This window comes from Sphaerotilus montanus (assembly GCF_013410775.1).
Taxonomy (GTDB): Bacteria; Pseudomonadota; Gammaproteobacteria; order Burkholderiales; family Burkholderiaceae_C; genus Sphaerotilus; species Sphaerotilus montanus.
The window spans coordinates 4,594,583-4,615,088 of sequence record NZ_JACCFH010000001.1 but is presented as its reverse complement, the minus strand read 5'-3'; the positions used below and the strand labels follow the sequence as shown (position 1 = coordinate 4,615,088).

Genomic DNA, 20,506 nt, shown 5'->3' with positions numbered 1-20,506 from the left:
CACATCGGGTCTAACGACTACGCGGCACTACGCATGCCGTGCGCGGCAGTTTCGTGGTCGGGATCAGCCAGCGGTCCGGCAGTGTTCCACGGCGTAGCGGATCAGCTCGGCCTGCCCCTCGATCCGCAGCTTGCGGCGGATGTTCTGGCGGTGGGTCTCGACGGTACGCACGCTGAGGTCGTGGTCGGCGGCGATCTGCTTGCTGGAGAGGCCGCGGGCCAGGCAGTTGAGAATTTCCGCCTCGCGCTCGGACAGCAGCGGGCGCGGCCCGTCGCTGCGGCTCACCGGCCGGGCGACGCTGTCGCTGAGGAAGGTGCCGCCCGCCGTGACGGCCGCAATGGCTTCGACGATGTCCGAGGAGGGGGCGTCCTTCAGCACGTAGCCGCTGGCGCCGGCCTGCATCGCCTGGTGCACGTACTCGGGGTTGTCGTACATGCTCAGCACGATCACCGCCATCTCGGGCCACTGCGTGCGCAGCTGGGCCGTGAGGGCGATGCCGTTGGTGTGCTTCATGCCGATGTCGGTCAGCACGAGCTGCGGCCGCAGCTCGGCCGCCAGTTGCAGCGCGGTGGCGGCGTCCGGTGCTTCGCCGACGACTTCATGGCCGGGCTGGCTCTGGATCAGCGTGCGCACGCCTTCGCGCACGAGAGGATGGTCATCGACGAGCAGGATGCGCATGGGCGGCAGCGGGTTGGAGGGTGAAGCGCCGCAGGGCCTCGGCAGGCACCTGGGCGATGACCCGGGTCGAGCCCGGGCGTGAATGGACCTTGAAGACACCGCCGATCGACTCGACCCGCTCGCGCATGTTGCGCAGGCCGATGCCGCGGCGCGGATCGACACCGATGGCCGCGATGTCGAAGCCGGTGCCGTCATCGGCCACGGTCAGGCGCACGCCACCGGCCAGGAAGATCAGCCGCAGGTCGACCCGGCCGGCGCGGGCGTGCTTGTCGATGTTGGTCAGGGCTTCCTGCGTGATGCGGAACAGGACCGTCTTGATCTCGTCCGGCAGGTCGTCGGCCTGGCCACGCAGGCGCATGAAGAAGGCCATCTCGGCGTGTTCGGCGAACTCCTCGCCCAGGTGCCGCAGTGCGCTGGGCAGCCCGAGCGTGTCGAGCACGACCGGGCGCAGCCGGTGCGAGATGTCGCGGACCTCGGTGAGCGCGTCGTCGATGCGGGCGCGGGCCTGTGTCAGCGTGGCGGGCAGGCGCTGGGGCTCGCGTCCGAGCTGGCCGATGGCGCTGTCCATCAGCAGCTTGATCGAGACCAGGGTCTGGCTGGTGGAGTCGTGCAGTTCGCGCGAGAGGTGGGCGCGCTCGTTTTCCTGCGACTGCACCACCTGGCGGGCGAGCAGCTGCAACTGGGCATCGGCGGCCCGGTACTCGCTCAGGTTCAGCGCCAGCGCACTGCCGCCGACCAGTCCCAGCGCGAGCAGGGCGATGCCGGCGATCCAGCCCATGGTCTTGGCGATGTTGGCGCTGCCTTGCTGGTCGAGCTGGTCGAGCGTGGCCTGCACGTCGTCGAGGTAGATGCCGGTGCCGATCATCCAGCCCCAGCGCTGCAACCCGACGACGTGGCCGAGCTTGGGCGCCACCTGCTTCACGGTCGGCTTGTTCCAGACATAGCGGAAGAAGCCCTGGCCCTGTCTGGCCTTGGCGACCAGCGACTGCACCACCGGCAGGCCATCGCGGTCGCGGATGTTCCAGAGGTTCTGGCCGACCAGCTCGGGCTGGTGCGGCAGCACGAGACAGCGGCCGCTGTATTCGTAGGCGAAGAAGTAACCGTCGCCATGGTCGAAGTCGAATGCGTTGAGGATGCGCACCGCCTCGGCCTTGGCGGCATCGTCGTCGCGGCCCGTGTCGTAGATGGGCGCGATCATGTTCATCGCCATCTCGACATGGTGGCGCAACTCCGCCTCCTTGCTGGCGAGGTAGGCGGATTCGACCAGCGTGCGCTCCTGCCGCGCCAGCTCCAGCGCCTGGTGGCGCACGGCGAGGGCGATCAGCAGCAGCGCTGCCAGCAGCGGCAGCACCGCCAGCAGCAGGATCTTCTTGCGCAGCCGGCGCGGGCCGCGGGGCTCGGAGCTGGCGCGACCGGCGTCGGCGAAGACCATCGCTGCGGGTCTCAGCCTGCCTGGGTGGCTGCCAGATAGAGCCTGGTGGACCGGGCGCCGCTGCGGCAGAAGCACAGCAGCGGACGCGGCATGGCGGCGATCAGCGCGGCGAAGCGGGCGATCTCCTCGGGGCTCTGGTAGCCACCGGCGACCGGCAGATGGGCGTACTGCAGGCCTGCGGCCAGGGCGGCGGCCTCGACGGCCGCGCTGGTGGGCTGGTCCGGGCCGTGCTCGAAGTCGGGGCGGTTGTTGACCACGCTGCGGAAACCGGCCGCAGCCACGTCGGCCATCGCGGCGGGCGCGAGTTGCGGGGCGACGCAGACATCGGCTGCGATGCGCTGGATTGGCAGGGAAGTGCTCATTGTGGTGCTCCGGACGTGTCCGTCATTGTGTCAGCGCGCGCTTGACGGCGGCGGAGACCAGCCCCATGTCGGCGTTGCCCGCCAGCCGCTGCTTCACGGTGCCCATGACCTTGCCCATGTCGCCAGGGCCGGAGGCACCCAGTTCGGCCACGATGGCCCGCACGGCGGCGTCGATCTCGTCCGCGCCCAGGCGCTGGGGCAGATAGGCGTCCAGCACCACGAGTTCGGCACTTTCCTGGTCGACCAGATCCGTGCGGCCGGCCGCGGTGAACTGGGCGATCGAATCCTTGCGCTGCTTGATCATCTTGTCGACGATGGCCACCACGTCGGCGTCCGACAGCGTCACGCGCTCGTCGACTTCCTTCTGCTTGCAGGCCGACAGCAGCAGCCGGATCGTGCCCAGGCGGGCCGTGTCCTTGGCGCGCATGGCCGTCTTCATGTCTTCGGTGATCTGGTCCTTGAGGGTCATGGTGTCATCCTGGCGGGTCCTGGGGGACCTGCATGCATCGGTTCCGGAAACGACAAAACCCGCAACGGCGTCCCGCGCGGGTTCTGGACTTTCGTCTGTCATCGAACGCTGGTGGCATCTGCACAGCGTGCTGTGCAGAGTACACCGGGTTCAGTACAGGCGCTTGGGCAGCTGCATCGAGCGCACGCGCTTGTAGTGGCGCTTGACGGCGGCAGCCTTCTTGCGCTTGCGCTCGGCGGTGGGCTTTTCGTAGAACTCGCGAGCGCGCAGGTCAGGCAGCAGGCCCAACTTTTCGATGGTGCGCTTGAAGCGACGCAGTGCAACGTCGAACGGCTCGTTTTCCTTGACTCGGATGGTCGTCATGAACTGAAAGATCCTTCGGTTTATGCCCTCGGTGGCCGACGCGGGGTTCCGGAAACCCTGGTGCCGCCGACTCGAACAGGCTTCTTTGCCAGCAAAGCCTTGGATTATAGGCGAGTTTGCTGGTGCTGGTGAAAATCAATCAGCTTGCCACGCAAGCGTCCGCGCAGGCGGCGGCACTGGCCCAGGCCCACTGGAAGTTGTAGCCGCCAAGCCAGCCGGTGACATCGACCACCTCGCCGATGAAGTGCAGGCCCGGCACGCGCTTGCTCTCCAGCGTCTGCGAGCTGAGTTCGCGGGTGTCGACGCCGCCGGCCATCACCTCGGCCTTCTTCCAGCCTTCGTCGCCAGTCGGCGTCACGTCCCAGGCGCGCGCGCGCTGCGCCACCGCCTGCAGGTCCTTGTCCTTGCAGTCGGGCATCGGGCGCTGGGCGTCCAGACCGGCGCCCTGCAGCCAGGCCTCGGCCAGCCGCGTGGGCAGGAGGGTGGCGAACTCGTTGCCGAGCTGCCGTCGCGACGACTGCTTGGCCGCCAGCAGCCGTGCACCAAGGTCCATGCCGGGGGCCAGATCGATCTGCAGCGACTGCCCCGGGCGCCAGAAGCTGGAGATCTGCAGCACCGCCGGCCCGCTCAGACCACGGTGCGTGAACAGCAGGTCTTCGAGGAAGGTGGTGCGGGCCTTGCCGCTGCCGGTGGAGATGCCGACTGGCAGCGCCACGCCCGACAGCGCGGCGAAGGGCGCCCACTGCACCGGATCGAAGGTCAGCGGCACCAGCGCCGGACGGGGCTCGATGACGTGGTGGCCGAACTGCTGCGCGATGCGCAGGCCGAAGTCGCTCGCGCCGATCTTGGGCACCGGCAGCCCGCCGGTGGCGATCACCAGCCGCGGCGCCTGCACGGGTCCGGCATCGGTGTCGAGTTCGAATCCGCCGGCGCCACCGCGGTGCTGCCGGATGGCCTGCACGCCGCAGGGCTGGCGCCGCACCACGCCACCGGTGTCGCACTCGCGCAGCAGCATCGTGACCAGGTCCTCTGCGCTGCGGTCGCAGAAGAGCTGGCCCTTGTGCTTCTCGTGGAAGGCGATGCCGTGGCGCTGGACGAGCGCGATGAAGTCGCCGGGCGTGTAGCGGGCCAGCGCCGAGCGGCAGAAACGCGGGTTGTCCGAGAGGAAATTCGCTGGCGTGACGTCGCGGTTGGTGAAGTTGGCGCGGCCACCGCCGGAGATCCGGATCTTCTCGGCGACCTTGGGGCTGTGGTCGAGCAGCAGCACACGCTGGCCGCGCTGTCCGGCGCGCCCGGCGCAAAAAAGGCCGGCGGCGCCGGCCCCGACGATGACGACGTCAAAGGTTTCCATGGGGCGGGATTATCCGCGCCCCGGGTGCGCGGGGTTCAGACGCGCTGCCAGGCCAGATTGGCCCGCGCGAACATCGCCTTCAGCTCGCCCTTCTCGGCGAGGTTGTTGAGGGCGCCCTGCAGGGCCTCGGCGAGGTCCGTGGCGTCCTTCTTGACCGCCATGCCGACGGCCCAGCCGTCCTTGGGCGCCCGTGGCATCGGAATCGGCGCGATCGCGAAGCGCGGGTCACCGCGCAGCACCGACTCGATTTCCGAACGCAGGCCGGCGGCCGCAGCCACCTCGCCGCGCTGCAGCATCTGTGCCGCCACGACCCCATCCGGGATCTTGGTGATCAGCCGCTCCCGCAGGGCACCCTCATCGGCGCCGATCATCAGCCAGCCGGCCAGCGAGAGACCGGGAACCGCGGAGCGCACCTGGCGCAGCGGCTCCAGCGAGTCGAGTTCGGGCAGCTTCGACAGATCGCGTGCCACCACGACACGCTCGCGCCAGTAGGGTCCGAAGATGCTGACACGCGGGTTGTTCTGCATCAGCGGACGGTCGACCGGGACATGCAGCAGGACATCGGCCGGGCCGTAGCCCAGGTAATGGCCCTTCCAGACCATGTTGCGCAGATCGTCGTTCATGTTGTCGTCCGCCGGGAACGGCAGCAGCGACACCTCGACCTCCAGCGCGGAGGCCAGCGCCTTGGCCAGCTCGATCTCGATGCCCTGGCCCTTGACGTGGAAGGGCGGCAGGTCGTTGTAGAGGCCGACGCTCAGTCGGCCGCGCTCGCGCACCCGGACGAGTGCGGGCTTGTCCTGCGCTGCGGCGCTGCCGACGCCGAGCAGACCGCCCAGCGTGCCGAGCGCCAGTGCCGAGGTCCTGCCGAGGAACGCGCGGCGCTCGGTCGCCTGGTCATGGGAGTGGCTCATGTCTGTCTCCTGGAATCTGGTCACGAATCGGGGGTCACGAAAAGGACGAGGCCCGGGGCTGGATTCTGTCAGCGAATCCATGCCACGGACCTCGTGGAGCACGTGCCTGGGGTTGGCAGCAGGGTCAGGGCAGCGGCTTTTCGCGGCGGGTTTCCAGGTAGGCCTTGATGGCCCACATGGCTTCCTGGCTGACCATGCCTTCGAACGGAGGCATGTAGACCGCGCCATTGCGGACCTTGCCACGGCGCACGCTGGTCAGGAAGTAGTCGTCCATCTCCTTGACGCAGGCGTTGCGCTTTTTCTCGTCCTTGACACTCGAACATTCGTTGTCGAGCTTGCGCAGGTCAGGCGCAATGCCACCGGAAATGGCTTCGAGTCCATGGCAGCGGGCGCAGTTCTGGTTGTAGGCCGACGAACCGATGGCGATGGCCTTGTCGTTCTTGCGGTACGGGTTTTCAGCGCGCCAGTCGGCGCCCAGTTGTGGCAGGCTGGACGTGTCCACTGCCTGGGGGGTCACATCGCCGTGCGCCATGGCCGGGCCACCGGCCACGGCGCAGAAGGCGGCCAGAATTGCTGCGCGGAAGAGGTTGCCTCGTGCCATTCTTTGTCTCCAGAAAGGGTTTGTTCAAAGGGGGTTGGCATCGTTTCTGCAATCACTGTGCCAAGCATGGACAAGGTCACGGATACGGCATTGAAACAAGGGTCTGTCCGGAGGTGGTACGCCGCAGTTGCTTCTAAATTGCGCGGCATCCTCCCGGGTTTTTCCTGTGCTGTGACAGGGTGACGGGTAACGTGTGCAAATAGATGACAGTGACAGTCGGGCGACAATGGGGTGGCACGGCAGCGCTGGATTGGCAGACAAGACAGGAGACAAGACCATGGCAGGACCCTACACACCCGCATCGGCAGGGCTGCGCTTGCGTGCGACGCAGGGCGATGCACGCCGGCCGATCGCGTCGGCGCTGCCGCTGGACCACACCCATGTCTCGAAGATCGACAACTCGCACGAACGCTGCGCCGCCCTCGGCCTGTCGCGCATCGAGCGTCTCGACTTCTCGCCGCTCGGGCGATCGGACCTGGTCGTGGCCCGCGAGCGCAACCAGCGCCTCTACGCCCATGCCGCGCCGGTCATGGAGATGCTCTACGAGCAGATCGTCAACAGCGACTCGATGGTCGTGCTGTGCGATGCCACCGGCACGATCATCCATTCGATCGGCGACCACGACTTCCTGACCCGTGCCTCGAAGGTCGCGTTGCAGCCCGGCGTCAACTGGTCCGAGCAGTCCAAGGGCACGAACGCGGTCGGCACGGCGCTGATCGAGGAGTCGCCCACGCTCGTCCACGCGGACGAGCACTACATGCACGCCAACCATTTCCTGACGTGCTCGGCCGCGCCGATCCTGGATCCGCGCGGCAACATCCTCGGCGTGCTGGATGTGTCCGGCGACCAGCGCACCTACCACCAGCACACGATGGGGCTGGTGAAGATGAGCGCGCGGATGATCGAGAACCACTGGCTCACCGACGACTACCGCAACGTGATGCGCCTGCATTTCCACAGCCGCGTCGAGTTCATCGGCACGCTGATGGAGGGCATCCTCGCCGTCAGCCAGGACGGCAAGCTGGTGGGCGCCAACCGTGGCGCGCTGGAGCAGCTGGGCCTGAGCGGTGCCGCGCTGCGCATGCACTCGCTGTCCACGCTGTTCGGCACCAGCGTGTCGGCACTGGTGGACCGCTTCCGTTCGCCGCTGGCGCAGCCGCAGCCGGTCGAGTTGTCGAACGGGCGGCAGTTCCATGTGCACGCCCGCTTCAACTGGCCGGTGTGGCATGGCATGGAGCCGGCATCGTCCGTCAGCGATGTCGTGGCCACCCAAGAGGCGCCGGGGGTGGCAGCGCCGGTGCGCGAGCCATCGGCCCGCCCGGCCGCCGCATCGACCGAGCGGGCTGGTCTGGCCAGCCTGATCACGGGCGATGCGCAGGTCGGCACGCTGGTGGACAAGATCCGCCGCGTCATCAACCGCGACATCCCCATCCTCATCCTGGGCGAGACCGGCACCGGCAAGGAGCTGCTGGCCCGCGCCATCCACCAGGACTCCGAGCGCGCCCGCCAGCCCTTCGTGGCGGTGAACTGTGCCTCGATCCCCGAGACGCTGATCGAGGCCGAGCTGTTCGGCTACGAGGAAGGTGCGTTCACCGGCGCCCGGCGCAAGGGGGCGGTCGGCAAGCTCGTGCAGGCCAACGGCGGCACGCTCTTCCTCGACGAGATCGGCGACATGCCGCTGACGCTGCAGGCCCACCTGCTGCGCGTGCTGCAGGAGCGCCAGGTCACGCCGCTGGGCAGCGCCAAGGCGGTGTCGGTGGACGTGATGCTGGTGTGTGCCACGCACCGCAACCTGCGCGAGATGATCGAGCAGAAGACCTTCCGCGAGGACCTGTACTACCGCCTGAACGGGCTGGCCGTGCGCCTGCCGCCGCTGCGCGAGCGCACCGACCTGATGGCGCTGGTCGAGCGCATTCTGGAGCGCGAGAACCCGGACCGCCGCCTGCGCCTGAACCCGGACGTGCTGCGCCTGTTCCAGGGCTACCAGTGGCCGGGCAACGTGCGCCAGCTGTTCAACGTGCTGCGCACCGCCAGCGTCATGGCGTCCGGGGATGCGGTGATCAGCCGCGACCACCTGTCGGACGACTTCATCGACGATGCCCGCCAGGCGTCGGCGCAGCGACCGGCGGTGGCGGTGCCGACGCCTGAGCCTGAGCCCGTGCAGCGGTCGGTGCCGCAGGACGCCATGCCGGCGTCACCGGCGGCCAGCCTCCCTGTGGACGAGCAGGCGGGTCGTTCTCTGGAAGACATCGAGCTGCAGTCCATCCAGCGTGCGGTGGATGCGGCGGGCGGCAACATCTCCGTGGCGGCCAAGCAGCTGGGCATCAGCCGCAACACCATCTACCGCAAGCTGCGCTGGAAAACGCCGCGCTGAGTCTCGGTTCCGGTCTCGCTGGCAGCGGGTGCGGCCATCCAGCGTGCTTCGGCCTCGCGCCAGACGTGCTGCCAGTTGAGCTGGTGGCGCAGGCTCCGGTTGACCACGTCGGACACGCCGGGCAGCGCCGGTGCCGGATCCGATTCCGGCGCCCCCCGGGCTTGTGCGGCGTCGACGGCTGCCCGCAAGGCCTGCAGGTAGTGCAGATGCTCGGCCGGTGCGGTCGCCGGCTGCAGCGGCCCCTGTTCCGGCAGCCAGTGCGCCCCGTCCGGGACCGACGCGGCGAGTCGCTGCCAGGCGCGTTCCAGATGGACCGTGTCCGCGTCCCGCAGATCCGGCGCCCCGTCGGCCCAGAGCAGGCCGTGGGCGGTGGTCAGGCGCGCGCGAGGCAGTGACCAGAGCGTGACGGCCGTTGTGCCGGAGCGCTGCAGGCGCTGCCAGCGCAGCGGCCCGAGCGCGCCACGGTCGCCCCGCAGCAGGTGATCGGGCAGGGCGACCACCGCCTCCGCGAGATCGGAGGCCGCAGTCCCCAGGCGCAGACGCAGGCGCTCGATGCAGCGCGGGCAGCGCTCCCGCATGGCGCTGGCCACGTCTGCGTGCGCCCAGCGCCGCGCACCGACCAGCCCGGCCTGTCCCAGCACCAGTTCCGGCCGCGGCCATGGCGCGATCACATCCGTCACCCGCTGTCCGCTGACGCGCTGGAGCTGGCAGTCCAGTGCCCGTGCATGGGCGATCGATGGCCCGCTGCCGACCAGCCAGAGCCGGCGACCATCGCGCACGGCCAGCAGGTTGGAGAGGGCGCCACGGTTGTCCGGCGTGGTGTCGCCGTCCGCGCCCGGCACCAGCCAGACGCCGGGCGCCACTGGCTGCAACGGGACGGGTGGTCCGGGGCATGCGAACGCCGGCCACGCCGCTCCGGCCGCAACCAGCAGCAGCGACAGGACGGTCTGCAGGGCCCGGTGTCGGCGGGATGTCCAGTTTCGTTGCATTCGGGTTGCCCCTGTGTCAGCTTTGAAACGATGTTGTTCCGCGTTGGAGCAGTTGGCGGGCGTGGTGCCCGTCGCCGGCGGCATCGGGGGGCATTCGGGCCACAGCCGGTTGCCGCATGCACCTGCAGGCGGTCGGTGGAGACGGTTGACGTGTGCGTCAACCTCGGCATGGCTCTTGCAAAAACCGGACGAGGTGGCTGTATGCAGTCGCGTGTTCAATGTGAAGACCATGAGGGGGACTTCATGAAACTGGTTGTACTCAAGGGCGGCGACGAAGCGGTACCGCTGGCCCAGTGTTCCCGGGCCAGCCCGACCTCGACCCGCGCGCCGGGGGCGGTCGCCTTGTCGGGGGATGGTCTGCACTGGGTGCTGATCAATGTATCGCCTTCGGTGGCGACGCAGTTGTCGACCGATGCGCGTCTGCTGCGGCATCCGGGTCTGCCGGACGCCGCCGTGCGCGCCGTGGTGCTGACCGATGCGCAGGTGGACCATGTCACCGGCCTGCTCGGACTGCGCGATGGTGCGCCGATCCACCTGTATGCGACGCCGGCGGTGTTCGAGGAACTGACGCATGCGCTGCCCGTGCTGCCGCTGCTGGAGCATTACTGCGGCGTGCAGTGGCACGTCATTCCGGTGGCGGGCGAATCGCGCGAGGCGGTGTTCCACATCGAGGGCCAGCCCACGCTCGAATTCACCGCCGTCGCCACCGATGGTCCGCTGCCGCGCCACGCGGCACAGCCCGCATCGGGCGAGGTGGGCGACACCATCGCGCTGGCCGTGCGTGATCTGGTGACCGGGCAGCGCTTCTTCTGCGCACGCAGTCTGGCGGCCGCCGGGTTCGAGGCCGTCGAGTGGATGCAGCAGGCCGACTGCCTGCTGCTCGGCGACGACCGGGTCGACACCTGGCCGGACGACGGCGGTGCCTGGACCACGGGTCTGGACATGCTGGCGCAACTCGACCGGGTCGGCGCCCGCCGCAAGGTGCTGATGGCGATGCCGGACTGGGAGGCCGGCCCCGGTCGGCTGCGGGGCGAACTGGCACGGCACGGGGTCGAACTCGCGGCCGACCGGATGGAGATCAATCTCTGATCTCCGGGTCTGATCTCCGGTCTCCGGATGGAGCAATCGGAGCCCGCCCGCGGTGTTTCTCGGTGTAAGTCCGGGCACGACGCCATGCACGGGGCCCTGTACAACGCGGACTGTGTCACTTTCCACACCTCCCCACGTCCCATGCTGCGTCTAGACGGTCTGATCAAGCGCTACGGCGACCGCACGGCCCTGGCCGGCCTGACGCTGGCGCTGCCCGCCGGCCAGTTTGTCGCGCTGCTCGGCCCGAACGGCGCCGGCAAGTCCACGCTGTTCCAGGTGCTCACCGGCCTGTTCGTCGCCGACGCGGGCGAGGTCGAGGTGGCCGGGCAATCGCTGCGGCACTCGGCGGTGCGGGCACTGCGTGACATCGGCGTGGTGTTCCAGCAGATGTCGCTTGATCTGGACCTCTCGGTCGAGCGCAACCTGCGCTTCCACGCCGACCTGCACGGCCTGCCGAGGGCGGTGGCGACCGAGCGCATCCGGTCCGGCTGCGTGGCGCTCGGCATCGACCAGGACCTGGCGCGCCCGGTGCGCGAGCTGTCTGGTGGCAACCGGCGCAAGGTGGAGCTGGTGCGGGCGCTGCTGCACCGGCCGAAGGTGGTGCTGATGGACGAGCCGACCGTCGGCCTCGATCCGAAGTCGCGCCGCGACCTGATGACCGCCATCCGCGCCGATGTCGCCGAGCGGCAGAGCACGGTGCTGTGGGCCACCCATCTGGTCGAGGAAGCCGAGGCGGCGGACCGCGTGGTCGTGCTGCACCAGGGCCGGCTGCTGGCCGACGGCACGCCGGCCGACGTGACCGCCACCCTGGGCGGTGGCGGCCTCGAAGAAGCCTTCATCCGGGCCACGGCCCGGTGACGACATGCACAACATGCTGGAGACGAAGATGAACAAGCTGGTGTTTGCGCGCAGCCTGCTGGGCGGCGCTGCCATGGTGGCGATGTCCCTGCTGGCGCAGGCGCAGACCGCGTACGTGTCGAGCGAGAAGGACCACACGCTGACGGTGATCGACCTGAAGACGCAGGCGGTCACCGGCACGGTGGCGACCTGCAAGCGCCCGCGCCACGTGCAGGTCACGCCGGACGGCAAGAAGCTGCTGGTGGCGTGCGCCGAATCGAACGCCGCCGACGTGATCGATCTGGCCACGCGCAAGTCGGTCGGCCGGCTGGCGATCGGCGAAGACCCCGAGGCGTTTGACCTCTCGCCCGACGGCAAGACGCTCTACATCTCGCAGGAAGACGACGCCGCTTTAGGCTTCTTCGACATCGCCAGCGGCAAGTTCACCCGCACGGTCGAGGTCGGCAAGGAGCCCGAGGGCGTGAAAGCCTCGCCCGACGGCAAGCTGGTCTGGGTCACCTCGGAGGTGGCGAACATGGTCCACGTCGTCGATGCGGCCACCGGCAAGGTGGTCAAGAACATCAAGGTCGGCAAGCGTCCGCGCCGGCTGGCCCTGACGCCGGACGGCAGCCAGCTCTGGGTGACCAACGAGATGTCGGCCAGCGTCAGCGTGGTCTCGACGAAGGACTGGTCGGTGACGGACACGATCAGGTTCGAGGTGAAGGGCGCGCGGGCCACGGACATCACGCCGGTGGGCATCACGATGACGAAGGACGGCAAGCAGGCGTTCGTGGCGCTGGGCCGGGCGAACCACGTGGCGTTCGTGGAGGTGGCGACCCGCAAGACGACGGCGCTGGCGCTGGTGGGCAAGCGGGCGTGGAACGTGACGCTGGACAAGGCGGAGAAGCAGTTGCTGGTGGTCAACGGGCTGTCGGATGACGTGACGCTGGTGGACGTGGCGAGTGCCAAGTCGATCAAGAGCCTGCCGGTGGGGCGCGTGCCGTATGGCGCGGTGATCGTCGAATGAAGCGCCTGCACGTTGCCGCATGGCTGGCGTGCGCGGGCGTGGCGACCGCCCAGGCTGCCACCTTCAAGCTGACCCTGCTCGTCCCCGCCGACGATGTCCGCCTGGAGCGCAGCCGCACCGAACGTGCCTACCTTGGCCATCCTGGCGGCCCCGCCGCGGATGGGCTGCAGGTCGCGCTGAAGGAAGCGAAGTTCGAGCTGGAGGCCGCGGGCGCCGTGCTGACGCTGGACACCGTGCCGGTGGCGAATGCCGCCGCCGCCAAGGACGCTGCGCAGAAAGCGGAGAAGGGCGGCGCCGCGGTCGTGCTGACCGACTTGCCGGCCGAATGGACGCTGGCGGCGGCGGACGCGGTCAAGCTGCCGGTGATGAACCTGGGCGACGCGAGCGACCGCCTGCGCGAGCAGGACTGCCGGCCGCGCCTGCTGCACCTGCTGCCCAGCGAGCGCATGCGCACCGACGCGCTGGCGCAGACGCTGGCGGCGGCGCGCTGGAGCCAGGTGCTGCTGCTGAGCGGCCCGGCGCCCGCCGACGCCCAGCGCAGCGCCACCGTGCAGGCGTCGATCAAGCGCTACGGCCTCAAGCTCGTGGCCGCCAAGCCGTTCAAGCTCTCGGCCGATCCGCGCGAGCGCGACATGGCGAACCTGAAGCTGCTGACCGGCAACGCGACCTACGACGTGGTCTGGGTGGTGGACAGCGACGGCGAGTTCGCGCGCACGCTGCCGTACCGGACCAGCCTGCCTCGCCCGGTCGTGGGTGATGCCGGGCTGACGGCGCTGGCGTGGTCGGCGCAGTTCGAGCGCTTCGGCGCGCCGCAGGTCTCGCGCCGCTTCGCCAAGACCACCGGCCGTCCGATGACGGCACACGACTGGGCTGCCTGGATGGCGGGCAAGGCGATCGTCGCCGCGGCCACGGAAGCCCCCAAGGGCCCGGTGGCTGCCTTCGCCAAGGCGCTGAATCAACTCGAATTCGATGGCTCCAAGGGCACGCCGATGGGCTTCCGCCCCTGGGATGGCCAGTTGCGCCAGCCGATGCTGCTGACCGACGGGCAGGGCGTGGTCGCGATGGCCCCGGTCGAAGGCGTGCTGCACCCGAAGAACAACCTCGACACCCTTGGCGTCGATGCCCCGGAGAAGCTCTGCAAGGTGGCCCGCCCATGAACCTCGGCCACGCCCTGCAGGCGATGCGCGCCATCGTCTGGCGCGAGATCGCCAAGTTCGCGCGCCAGACCGGCCGGCTGGTGTCGGCGCTGGTGCGGCCGCTGCTGTGGCTGGCGGTGTTCGCGGCGGGTTTTCGCAACGTGTTTGGCATGGCGATCGCCGAGCCGTATGACACCTACATCCCGTATGACGTGTACATCGCGCCGGGGCTGGTCGGCATGGTGCTGCTGTTCAACGGCATGCAGTCGAGCCTGGCGATGGTCTACGACCGCGAGATGGGGCTGATGCGGCTGCTGCTGACGGCGCCGTTGCCGCGACCGTGGATCCTGTTCTCGAAGCTCACCGCGACGGCCGTGCTGTCGCTGGCGCAGGCGCTGGCGTTCGTCGTGATCGCGTGGCTGCTCGGGACGGAGCTGCCGCTGATCGGGCCGCAGACGCCGCACGTGCTGCTCGCCGCGGTGTGCAGCGCGCTGATGCTGGGCGCGCTCGGCCTGCTGCTGAGCGTGCACATCAAGCAGCTGGAGAACTTCGCCGGCACGATGAACTTCGTGATCTTCCCGATGTACTTCATGTCCACCGCGCTCTACCCGCTGTGGAAGCTGGAGGAGTCCGGGGCGGCGTGGGTGTACCAGATCGCGCGGTTCAACCCGTTCACGCACGCGGTCGAGTGGATGCGCTACGCGATGTACGACAAGGATCCGGGCCTGTCGCCGTGGATCGTGCTCGGCACGCTGGCGCTGTGTTTCGGGCTGGCCAGCTGGGGGTATGACCCGCAGCGCGGGTTCGGTGCGCTGACCAAGCGGGGCGGCGGCGGGCCTCCTGGCGGCGGCGGAGGCTGACGGTGATGAAACTCTGGCAACGCCTGCGGGAACAGGGCCGTGTCGAGGCCGGGCTGCCCGTCGAATTCGGCGCGGCGGCGGTGGGTCGGGCCGACATCGCGGCGCTGTCGCAGCGGCTGTTCTGGGGCTGGGCGCTGCTGGCCGGGGTGGCGCTGTTCACCGCGTGGTGGATGCAGCGCCACGGCTGGTGGCGGGCGCTGGTCGACGGGGATCCGAGTGGCATCAGCGTGGTGATCGCGCTGCTGGCGGCCGTCGTCACCGGGTGGTGCGGCGTGCGTGCGTGGCGTCTGCAGCAGGAGGCGCAGCCGGGGGGCAGCCGCTGGCGCTCGGCCTACCTGGCGGACCTGGCGCACCAGCAGGGCGAGGCCAGCGCGCTGCTCGCCGAGCGCACCCATGGCCCGCACGAGACCGCGTGGTGGTTCACGGCGGCCACGATCAAGCTCGGCCTGCTCGGCACCGTGGTCGGCTTCATCCTGATGTCCTCGCAGCTCGGCAAGTCGCAGAGCTTCGAGCTGGCGGAAGTCCAGCAGCTGCTGCAGCAGATGACCGGCGGCATGGCGATCGCCCTCTACACCACGCTGGTCGGGCTGATCGCCAACCTGTGGCTGGGCTTGCAGCTGCTGCTGCTGGACCGGCTGGCGGACCGGCTGGCGGCGGACATCCTGGCCGACGGTGCGCGCTGATGGCGGTCCTGCGCCCGCGCCGCTCCGACGAGATCGACCCGTTCAGCGACCTGCTGTTCAACACGCTGCTGATCTTCGTCATGCTGTTCGCCATCGCGATCGTGGCGATGAACCCGAAGGCCAAGACCGGCGTGATCGATGCCAAGGCCGAGTTCATCGTCACCGTGACCTGGCCGGACATGAACCCGAACGACATCGACACCTGGGTCCAGGACCCGGGCCGCAACCTCGTCTGGTTCCGCCAGCGCGAGGGCGGGATGATGCACCTCGACCGCGATGACCGGGGCCTCGCCAACGACACGCTGGTGGTGAACGGCCAGCAGATCGTCAACCCGCTGAACCAGGAGGTCGTGACGGTGCGCGGGTTCTCGCCGGGCGAATACACCGTCAATGTCTTCTATTACGAGAGCAAGAACGGCGAACCGGTGCCCGTGAATGTCTCGGTGGTGAAGGTCAACCCGCGCGCCGAGGTGGTGTTCTACGGCACCGTGAACGTGGCGCGCAAGGGCGACGAGGTGACGGCGGTGCGCTTCACGGTGAACCGCGACGGGAAGGTCGAAGCGGTCAACACGCTGGCCAAGACGCTGGTGGAAAGGATCTGACGTGATGATGATGAGGGACATGCTGTGACATCGACCGATGCGGTGCTGTGGGCGTTTGTCGCCGTGCTGTTCGTGCTGGGGCTGGCGCTGGTGGCGTCGCGCTGGCCGGTGTGGGCCAAGGCGGGGCTGGTGGCGCTGGTGACGGGGCTGTATTTCTGGAGCGACACCGCGCTGGAGGACGTCTGGGGCTGGCCGAGCCGGCATGCGCTGCCGGAAAAGTTTGTCCTGCTGGCCGCGGTGATCGAGGAGCCGAGCAAGGGCAAGGAGGGCGCGCTGTATGTCTGGGTCAACGCGATCGAGAACGGCAAGCCCGCGCCGCAGCCGCGCGCCTACAAGCTGCCGTATGCCAAGGATCTGCACGCGCTGCTCGCCGAGGGCATGAAGAAGGTGCGCCAGGGCGTCACGCAGATGGGCTCGGCCGAACCGAAGCGCGGGCCGAAGGGCCTGAGCTGGCTGCGGCCGGGGTCGGACGAGCAGAACGTCAAGATCCGCGATCTGCCTGCGCCGCAGTTGCCGGAGAAGTGACGTGGTGCGTGCTGCCTTGCTTGTCCGTCCCCTGGGGCTGCCGGTGCTGCTGGGGCTGCTGCTGGCCGCGTGCAGCGAGCCGCCTGGTGCGTCGCTGTTTCCGCTCGACCAGGGCCGCACCTGGACCTACCGCCTCACCAGCGAGTGGGAAAACAACACCAGCGAGCGCGAGGCGGTCGTCCTGCGCAACGAAGGCCGCGACAGCGCGCTCGACTCGGGCCGTGCGTGGCGGCGGCGCAGCGACTCGGGCATCGACTACTGGCTGCGCGCTGACGACACGGGCGTCTACCGCGTCGCGAGCAAGAGCGATCTGGAGGAAGCGCCCAAGCCTGATCCGCAGCCACGCTACGTGCTCAAGGCGCCGATCGCGGTGGGCACGAACTGGTCGGCCTCGACGACCACCTACCTGCTGCGCCGGCGCAATGATTTCCCGCCCGAGATCCGGCACAGTCACCCGTCGGTGCCGATGGTCTACACGATCGTGGCGCTGAACCAGCAGGTCGAGACACCGGCCGGCCGCTTCGATGGCTGCGTCAAGGTCCAGGGCGAGGCGAAGCTGAAACTGTTTTCCGACCCGGTGCAGGGTTGGCGGGACATGCCGCTGACCACGCTGGAGTGGTACTGCCCAGGCGTCGGCCTCGTGCGCGTGGAGCGCAGCGAGCCGGCCAATTCGACCTTTCTGCTGGGTGGCGTGATGAAAATGGAGTTGATGTCATGGGAATGATGAGCCGCCGGCAGGTGCTGGGGGCCTTGAGCGCTGCGGCGTTCGGGCCGGCGAGTGCCCGGCTGATGGCCCAGCCGGGCGAGCGTTTTCCGGTCCGGCCGATCACGCTGTGGGTACCGTGGCCGGCGGGTGGGGCGACGGATCTGACGATGCGGTTGCTGGCGGAGCTGGCGGGGCGGCAGCTCGGGCAGCGGGTGCTGGTCGAGAACCGGGCGGGGGCGGGCGGGACGCTGGCCATGCCGGTCCTGCAACAGGCTGCGCCGGACGGCTACACGATCGCGCAACTGCCGCAGCCCGCGCTGCGGGCGCCGCACATCCAGAAGGTGCTGTGGGATCCGATCCGGGACACGACGCCGATCATTCAGATTTCCGGGGTGACGTTCGGGGTGGTGGTGCCGGGTGGCAGTGCGCTGAAGACGCTGGACGATGTGTTCGCGTGGGCGAAGGCGCATCCGGGCGAGCTGACGGTGTCGACCAACGGGGTGGGCACGACGCCGCACGTGGTGTTCGACGAGCTGTTCGCCAAGCGCGGGCTGGCGTACGTGCATGTGCCGTACAAGGGCACGTCCGAGCAGATGCTGGCGGTGTCGTCGGGACAGGTGATGGTGGGCATCAACTCCAACGGGTTCGCGCCATTCGTCGACTCCGGCAAGCTGCGGCTGCTGGTGACGTTCGGCGAACACCGCACGAAGCGCTGGCCGACGGTGCCGACGCTGAAGGAGCTGGGCCTGGGCATCGTGGCCACATCACCGTATGGGCTGGTCGGACCGCGGGGCATGCCGCCCGCGGTGGTCGCCGTGCTGCACGACGCGTTCAAGGCCGCGATGAATGATCCGGCGCACATTGCCGAGCTGGCGAAATACGACCAGGAGCTGGTGTATCTCGATGCCGAGGACTATGGGCGCAGTCTCAAGGAGAGTTTTGCGGCGGAGAAGAGGGCGGTGGAGAGGTTGGGGTTGAACAAGGGGGGGTAGATATTTGAAAAAGGCTGGGCGGTTTTAATTCTCTTGAAGAATGGCTGCGATCAGGCTATATGCCTGCGAAAGCGGCATAGCTCCTCGTTCCACCGCTTCAATGAGCTGAAAGGCCTTTTTCGGGGGAATTGCATCCTTCTCTATCATCTCGCGCAGGGATGTGATGAATGTATTTCTGTCTGATGAGGTGACTTCCTGTGCTTGCTCCCGCCTCTGTACTTCTTGAAGTCGCTCCTTGTATGTTTGTAGCAGTTCTCGCTTCCTGCCCTCGGATAGACTGCCGTCACGAATCAAGCGAGATACATAGTATGTCAGTGCGCCGCCAGCCAGTGCTGCGCCGATAATCCAGCCTACCGGCGTAGCTGCCACAGCAGTTACGCCCAGCCATGATGCTGCAGTCGTGACCAATGGAATCGCGGTGACTCCAGCTAGAGTTGCAGCAGTTCCTGCTGCTGCGGCACCGAGCCCGATTCCAAGCGAAGTAATTCCTACGTCTCCAAGAATGCGTACTCTATCTGCCGGAGTTGCTTCTAGGTCGCTGATGACTTGGAGAAGTTGCTTCTTTGTTACTGTGTTTTGCTGGAGCATAAAAATAAATTTTAAAATAATTGACTTTAGGCTTGATGCGAAAATTTTAAAATCAACAGCTTGGTAATAAAATTTTACTGGAATTGATTTTTTGGTGCCATCTGGATCTCAGGTGTCAAAATCAGAGGACAATATCGCTATGGTGTCGATCAACGACTGAAAAAAAACACTCGCGATCTCGATAAGATCTTGGGCAATGATAATGGCTCCGATGGAGCTGCTCATGGCTCCACCGTTGGCCTTATCTATTCTGTGGCCAGCGATTGCGCCTACTGCAATTCCAAGCGGGAGTGCAATCGGAGCCAATATTTGTCCCAAAAGAGGTATCGAAGAGATTAGTGATGAAACTGCTGCGCCCAAAGCGATTCCGGCGGCCAGATTTGGATGTTTCTCGATAAAATCGATTATTTTGAGTGCAATTATTTTTCCGAGGCTAATTATTTTTTCGCCAATCGGCCTGACTATTGCCAGCAATTCCTTCAGACGGATCGCAACTTCCGAAGGTAAGCCCATCTCTGTCAGTCGGATATAGATATCGCCGCTACTCGTCATGTCAGCGTCGGCTTGCCAAAGCGCTCGCTCTAGTCTTGCCTGAGATAGCGTCATGGTTGTTTTTTTCATGATGTATTTTAGATTTTCATCGGACTAAAAAATCATTTTCAATTATTGGTCTAAAAATAGCTATATCATTAATTGCAGATTGGGTGTGCGAGGAATATTTTAATGAAAATTGTGCGGATTTTTCACGCGGCAGAGGGGGTGGCGACTTGTCGCTTATTGTTTGGTGCCGCCGCCAGACAACAGGTCAGTCGCTTCGTCAGCGGATTCACTAGCCCAGCTGACGCTGGCCGACCCCGGCGCGGATGCACCGCGGCATAGACCCGCGCCGCGCTCAGATGTGTGTCGGTCAGAAATTGGAACGACTCGCGCAACTCCGCCTTGCCGATCCCCCGATCCCCCGGTCCAGCGACGCCAGCACGGTGTTGATCGGCCTCCGAGTCGTCCACCTCTCACGCGCGGACAAAGGCCTGTGCGTCGATCGGCCCGACGTCGATGCCCACCCCCGGCCGGAACACGCACCAACGTACTTCTGCTCAACGCGGCTTGGCCAGATCCATCACCCAGTAGTTCGAGCGGTTGGTCGTGTTGTAGACACAGGCCACCGCGAACTCTTCCATCACCGGGTTCATCAGGTTGGCGCAGTGCCCGTCGCTGCCCATCCAGGCATCGACGACCCGGGTCACCGTCGGCTGGCCGGCGGCGATGTTCTCGCCGACGCTGGCCCAGGAATAGCCGATCGCGTTGATCCGGTCGCTGATGGCGCTGCCGTTGCTGCCGGTGTGGGCGAAGAAGTTGCCGGTCACCATGTCGTTGGCATGCGCCGCCGCGGCACGGAACAGCACGTCGTTCCAGCGCAGGCTGCCGGCCGCGGCGAAGGTGCCGCGGCTGCCGCAGGACTGCGCACTGGCACGCCGCCGGTTCACTTCGGCCACCACGGAGGCCTGAAAGGCGGTGATGCTGCAACTGGTGGCGGCGGTCAGCGCGCTCGCGGCAGGTGCAGCGGTGCCCGTGGTGGTGGTTGTGCCGGTGGTGGTGGACGTGGCCGCACCGGAGGGGAGGACCGTGCTGGCCGTCAACGGGACCGGATCCTCGTCGCTGCCGCCATTGCAGGCGCTCAGCAGCCCGATCAGCACGGTGGCGCCGATCCGGCGGACGAAGTTACAAGTGCGGTAGGGCGTGCGGTTGTTCTTGTGGGTCATGTCAGGTGGCCTCTTTGCTTGAATTCATTCTGGGAGGCGGTCCTGCCTGGTGTCGATCGGTACTCCAAAGAACCGGGGGGGTCGTGGCTTCCACACGCTTCAAACCGCGCCATCTGCACGGGGGTCTGTTTCTTCGGCCCATGTTCGAGGGGGCGCTGAAGCTGGCAATCC

The 20,506-nt window shown here is 67.4% G+C and carries 23 protein-coding genes; 11 read left to right on the top strand and 12 right to left on the bottom strand.

The window, feature by feature from the left end:
- Window positions 1–63: 63 nt before the first annotated feature.
- From BDD16_RS21100 to pedF, 8 genes are all read right to left on the bottom strand, one after another.
- A complete protein-coding gene (locus tag BDD16_RS21100; RefSeq protein ID WP_179635740.1) occupies window positions 64–678 on the bottom strand; it encodes a response regulator transcription factor in 615 nt (204 codons plus the stop codon).
- Entirely contained in the window at window positions 656–2,110 is a 1,455-nt protein-coding gene (locus BDD16_RS21095) for a cache domain-containing protein (RefSeq protein WP_179635739.1), read from the bottom strand. The genes BDD16_RS21100 and BDD16_RS21095 overlap by 23 nt, the downstream gene beginning before the upstream one ends.
- An 11-nt stretch (window positions 2,111–2,121) precedes the next feature.
- A complete protein-coding gene (locus tag BDD16_RS21090) occupies window positions 2,122–2,472 on the bottom strand; it encodes a protein tyrosine phosphatase family protein (RefSeq protein ID WP_179635737.1) in 351 nt (116 codons plus the stop codon).
- A 22-nt stretch (window positions 2,473–2,494) separates the two neighbouring features.
- Entirely contained in the window at window positions 2,495–2,941 is a 447-nt protein-coding gene (locus BDD16_RS21085; protein WP_179635736.1) for a GatB/YqeY domain-containing protein, read from the bottom strand.
- A gap of 150 nt (window positions 2,942–3,091) precedes the next feature.
- Window positions 3,092–3,304 carry a 30S ribosomal protein S21 gene (gene rpsU / locus BDD16_RS21080; protein ID WP_179635735.1) on the bottom strand — a complete coding sequence of 71 codons (213 nt, stop codon included), beginning with the start codon at window positions 3,302–3,304 and terminating at the stop codon, window positions 3,092–3,094.
- A gap of 139 nt (window positions 3,305–3,443) precedes the next feature.
- Window positions 3,444–4,655, bottom strand: coding sequence for a BaiN/RdsA family NAD(P)/FAD-dependent oxidoreductase (locus tag BDD16_RS21075; protein WP_179635734.1), 1,212 nt, complete (start codon window positions 4,653–4,655; stop codon window positions 3,444–3,446).
- Window positions 4,656–4,690: 35 nt separating this feature from the next.
- Window positions 4,691–5,566 (bottom strand): substrate-binding periplasmic protein, encoded by an 876-nt coding sequence (locus BDD16_RS21070; protein WP_179635733.1) that lies wholly within the window; start codon window positions 5,564–5,566, stop codon window positions 4,691–4,693.
- A 124-nt stretch (window positions 5,567–5,690) separates the two neighbouring features.
- The gene (gene pedF / locus BDD16_RS21065) at window positions 5,691–6,167 is read right to left on the bottom strand and encodes a cytochrome c-550 PedF (protein WP_179635732.1); all 477 of its coding nucleotides are present in this window, start codon (window positions 6,165–6,167) and stop codon (window positions 5,691–5,693) included.
- Between the two features lie 277 nt (window positions 6,168–6,444).
- Between pedF and BDD16_RS21060 the strand changes: the two genes are divergently transcribed.
- Entirely contained in the window at window positions 6,445–8,541 is a 2,097-nt protein-coding gene (locus BDD16_RS21060; RefSeq protein WP_179635731.1) for a sigma-54-dependent Fis family transcriptional regulator, read from the top strand.
- On the opposite strand, the gene BDD16_RS21055 is transcribed toward BDD16_RS21060, so the two are convergent.
- A complete protein-coding gene (locus BDD16_RS21055) occupies window positions 8,508–9,530 on the bottom strand; it encodes a hypothetical protein (RefSeq protein ID WP_179635730.1) in 1,023 nt (340 codons plus the stop codon). The two genes, BDD16_RS21060 and BDD16_RS21055, sit on opposite strands and share 34 nt — an antisense overlap.
- Before the next feature lie 243 nt (window positions 9,531–9,773).
- On the opposite strand from BDD16_RS21055, the gene BDD16_RS21050 reads away from it, so the two are divergent.
- The 10 genes from BDD16_RS21050 to BDD16_RS21005 all read left to right on the top strand — a co-directional run bounded on the left by BDD16_RS21050 (window position 9,774) and on the right by BDD16_RS21005 (window position 17,987).
- Window positions 9,774–10,619 carry an MBL fold metallo-hydrolase gene (locus BDD16_RS21050; RefSeq protein WP_179635729.1) on the top strand — a complete coding sequence of 282 codons (846 nt, stop codon included), beginning with the start codon at window positions 9,774–9,776 and terminating at the stop codon, window positions 10,617–10,619.
- A gap of 141 nt (window positions 10,620–10,760) precedes the next feature.
- The gene (locus BDD16_RS21045) at window positions 10,761–11,477 is read left to right on the top strand and encodes an ATP-binding cassette domain-containing protein (RefSeq protein ID WP_179635728.1); all 717 of its coding nucleotides are present in this window, start codon (window positions 10,761–10,763) and stop codon (window positions 11,475–11,477) included.
- Between the two features lie 73 nt (window positions 11,478–11,550).
- Window positions 11,551–12,483, top strand: coding sequence for a PQQ-dependent catabolism-associated beta-propeller protein (locus BDD16_RS21040; protein ID WP_246332851.1), 933 nt, complete (start codon window positions 11,551–11,553; stop codon window positions 12,481–12,483).
- Window positions 12,480–13,640, top strand: coding sequence for a type 1 periplasmic-binding domain-containing protein (locus BDD16_RS21035; RefSeq protein WP_179635727.1), 1,161 nt, complete (start codon window positions 12,480–12,482; stop codon window positions 13,638–13,640). The genes BDD16_RS21040 and BDD16_RS21035 overlap by 4 nt, the downstream gene beginning before the upstream one ends.
- Complete coding sequence (locus BDD16_RS21030) at window positions 13,637–14,479, top strand: ABC transporter permease (RefSeq protein ID WP_179635726.1); 843 nt, start codon at window positions 13,637–13,639, stop codon at window positions 14,477–14,479. The genes BDD16_RS21035 and BDD16_RS21030 overlap by 4 nt, the downstream gene beginning before the upstream one ends.
- A 5-nt stretch (window positions 14,480–14,484) precedes the next feature.
- On the top strand, window positions 14,485–15,162 hold the full coding sequence (locus BDD16_RS21025) for a MotA/TolQ/ExbB proton channel family protein (RefSeq protein ID WP_179635725.1): 678 nt from the start codon (window positions 14,485–14,487) through the stop codon (window positions 15,160–15,162).
- The gene (locus tag BDD16_RS21020; protein WP_179635724.1) at window positions 15,162–15,764 is read left to right on the top strand and encodes a hypothetical protein; all 603 of its coding nucleotides are present in this window, start codon (window positions 15,162–15,164) and stop codon (window positions 15,762–15,764) included. Before BDD16_RS21025 ends, BDD16_RS21020 begins: the two co-directional genes overlap by 1 nt.
- Before the next feature lie 24 nt (window positions 15,765–15,788).
- A complete protein-coding gene (locus BDD16_RS21015) occupies window positions 15,789–16,289 on the top strand; it encodes a hypothetical protein (RefSeq protein WP_179635723.1) in 501 nt (166 codons plus the stop codon).
- A gap of 16 nt (window positions 16,290–16,305) precedes the next feature.
- On the top strand, window positions 16,306–17,013 hold the full coding sequence (locus tag BDD16_RS21010) for a TapB family protein (protein WP_246332631.1): 708 nt from the start codon (window positions 16,306–16,308) through the stop codon (window positions 17,011–17,013).
- Entirely contained in the window at window positions 17,004–17,987 is a 984-nt protein-coding gene (locus BDD16_RS21005; protein WP_179635722.1) for a tripartite tricarboxylate transporter substrate binding protein, read from the top strand. Before BDD16_RS21010 ends, BDD16_RS21005 begins: the two co-directional genes overlap by 10 nt.
- 24 nt (window positions 17,988–18,011) lie before the next feature.
- Here BDD16_RS21005 and BDD16_RS21000 read toward each other — a convergent pair whose 3' ends face one another.
- The 3 genes from BDD16_RS21000 to BDD16_RS20990 form a co-directional block, all read right to left on the bottom strand.
- Window positions 18,012–18,575: a hypothetical protein gene (locus BDD16_RS21000; RefSeq protein ID WP_179635721.1), complete on the bottom strand. Its 564-nt coding sequence runs from the start codon at window positions 18,573–18,575 to the stop codon at window positions 18,012–18,014.
- 108 nt (window positions 18,576–18,683) lie between these two features.
- Entirely contained in the window at window positions 18,684–19,196 is a 513-nt protein-coding gene (locus BDD16_RS20995; RefSeq protein ID WP_179635720.1) for a hypothetical protein, read from the bottom strand.
- Between the two features lie 473 nt (window positions 19,197–19,669).
- Window positions 19,670–20,335 (bottom strand): CAP domain-containing protein, encoded by a 666-nt coding sequence (locus BDD16_RS20990; protein ID WP_179635719.1) that lies wholly within the window; start codon window positions 20,333–20,335, stop codon window positions 19,670–19,672.
- Between the last annotated feature and the right edge of the window lie 171 nt (window positions 20,336–20,506).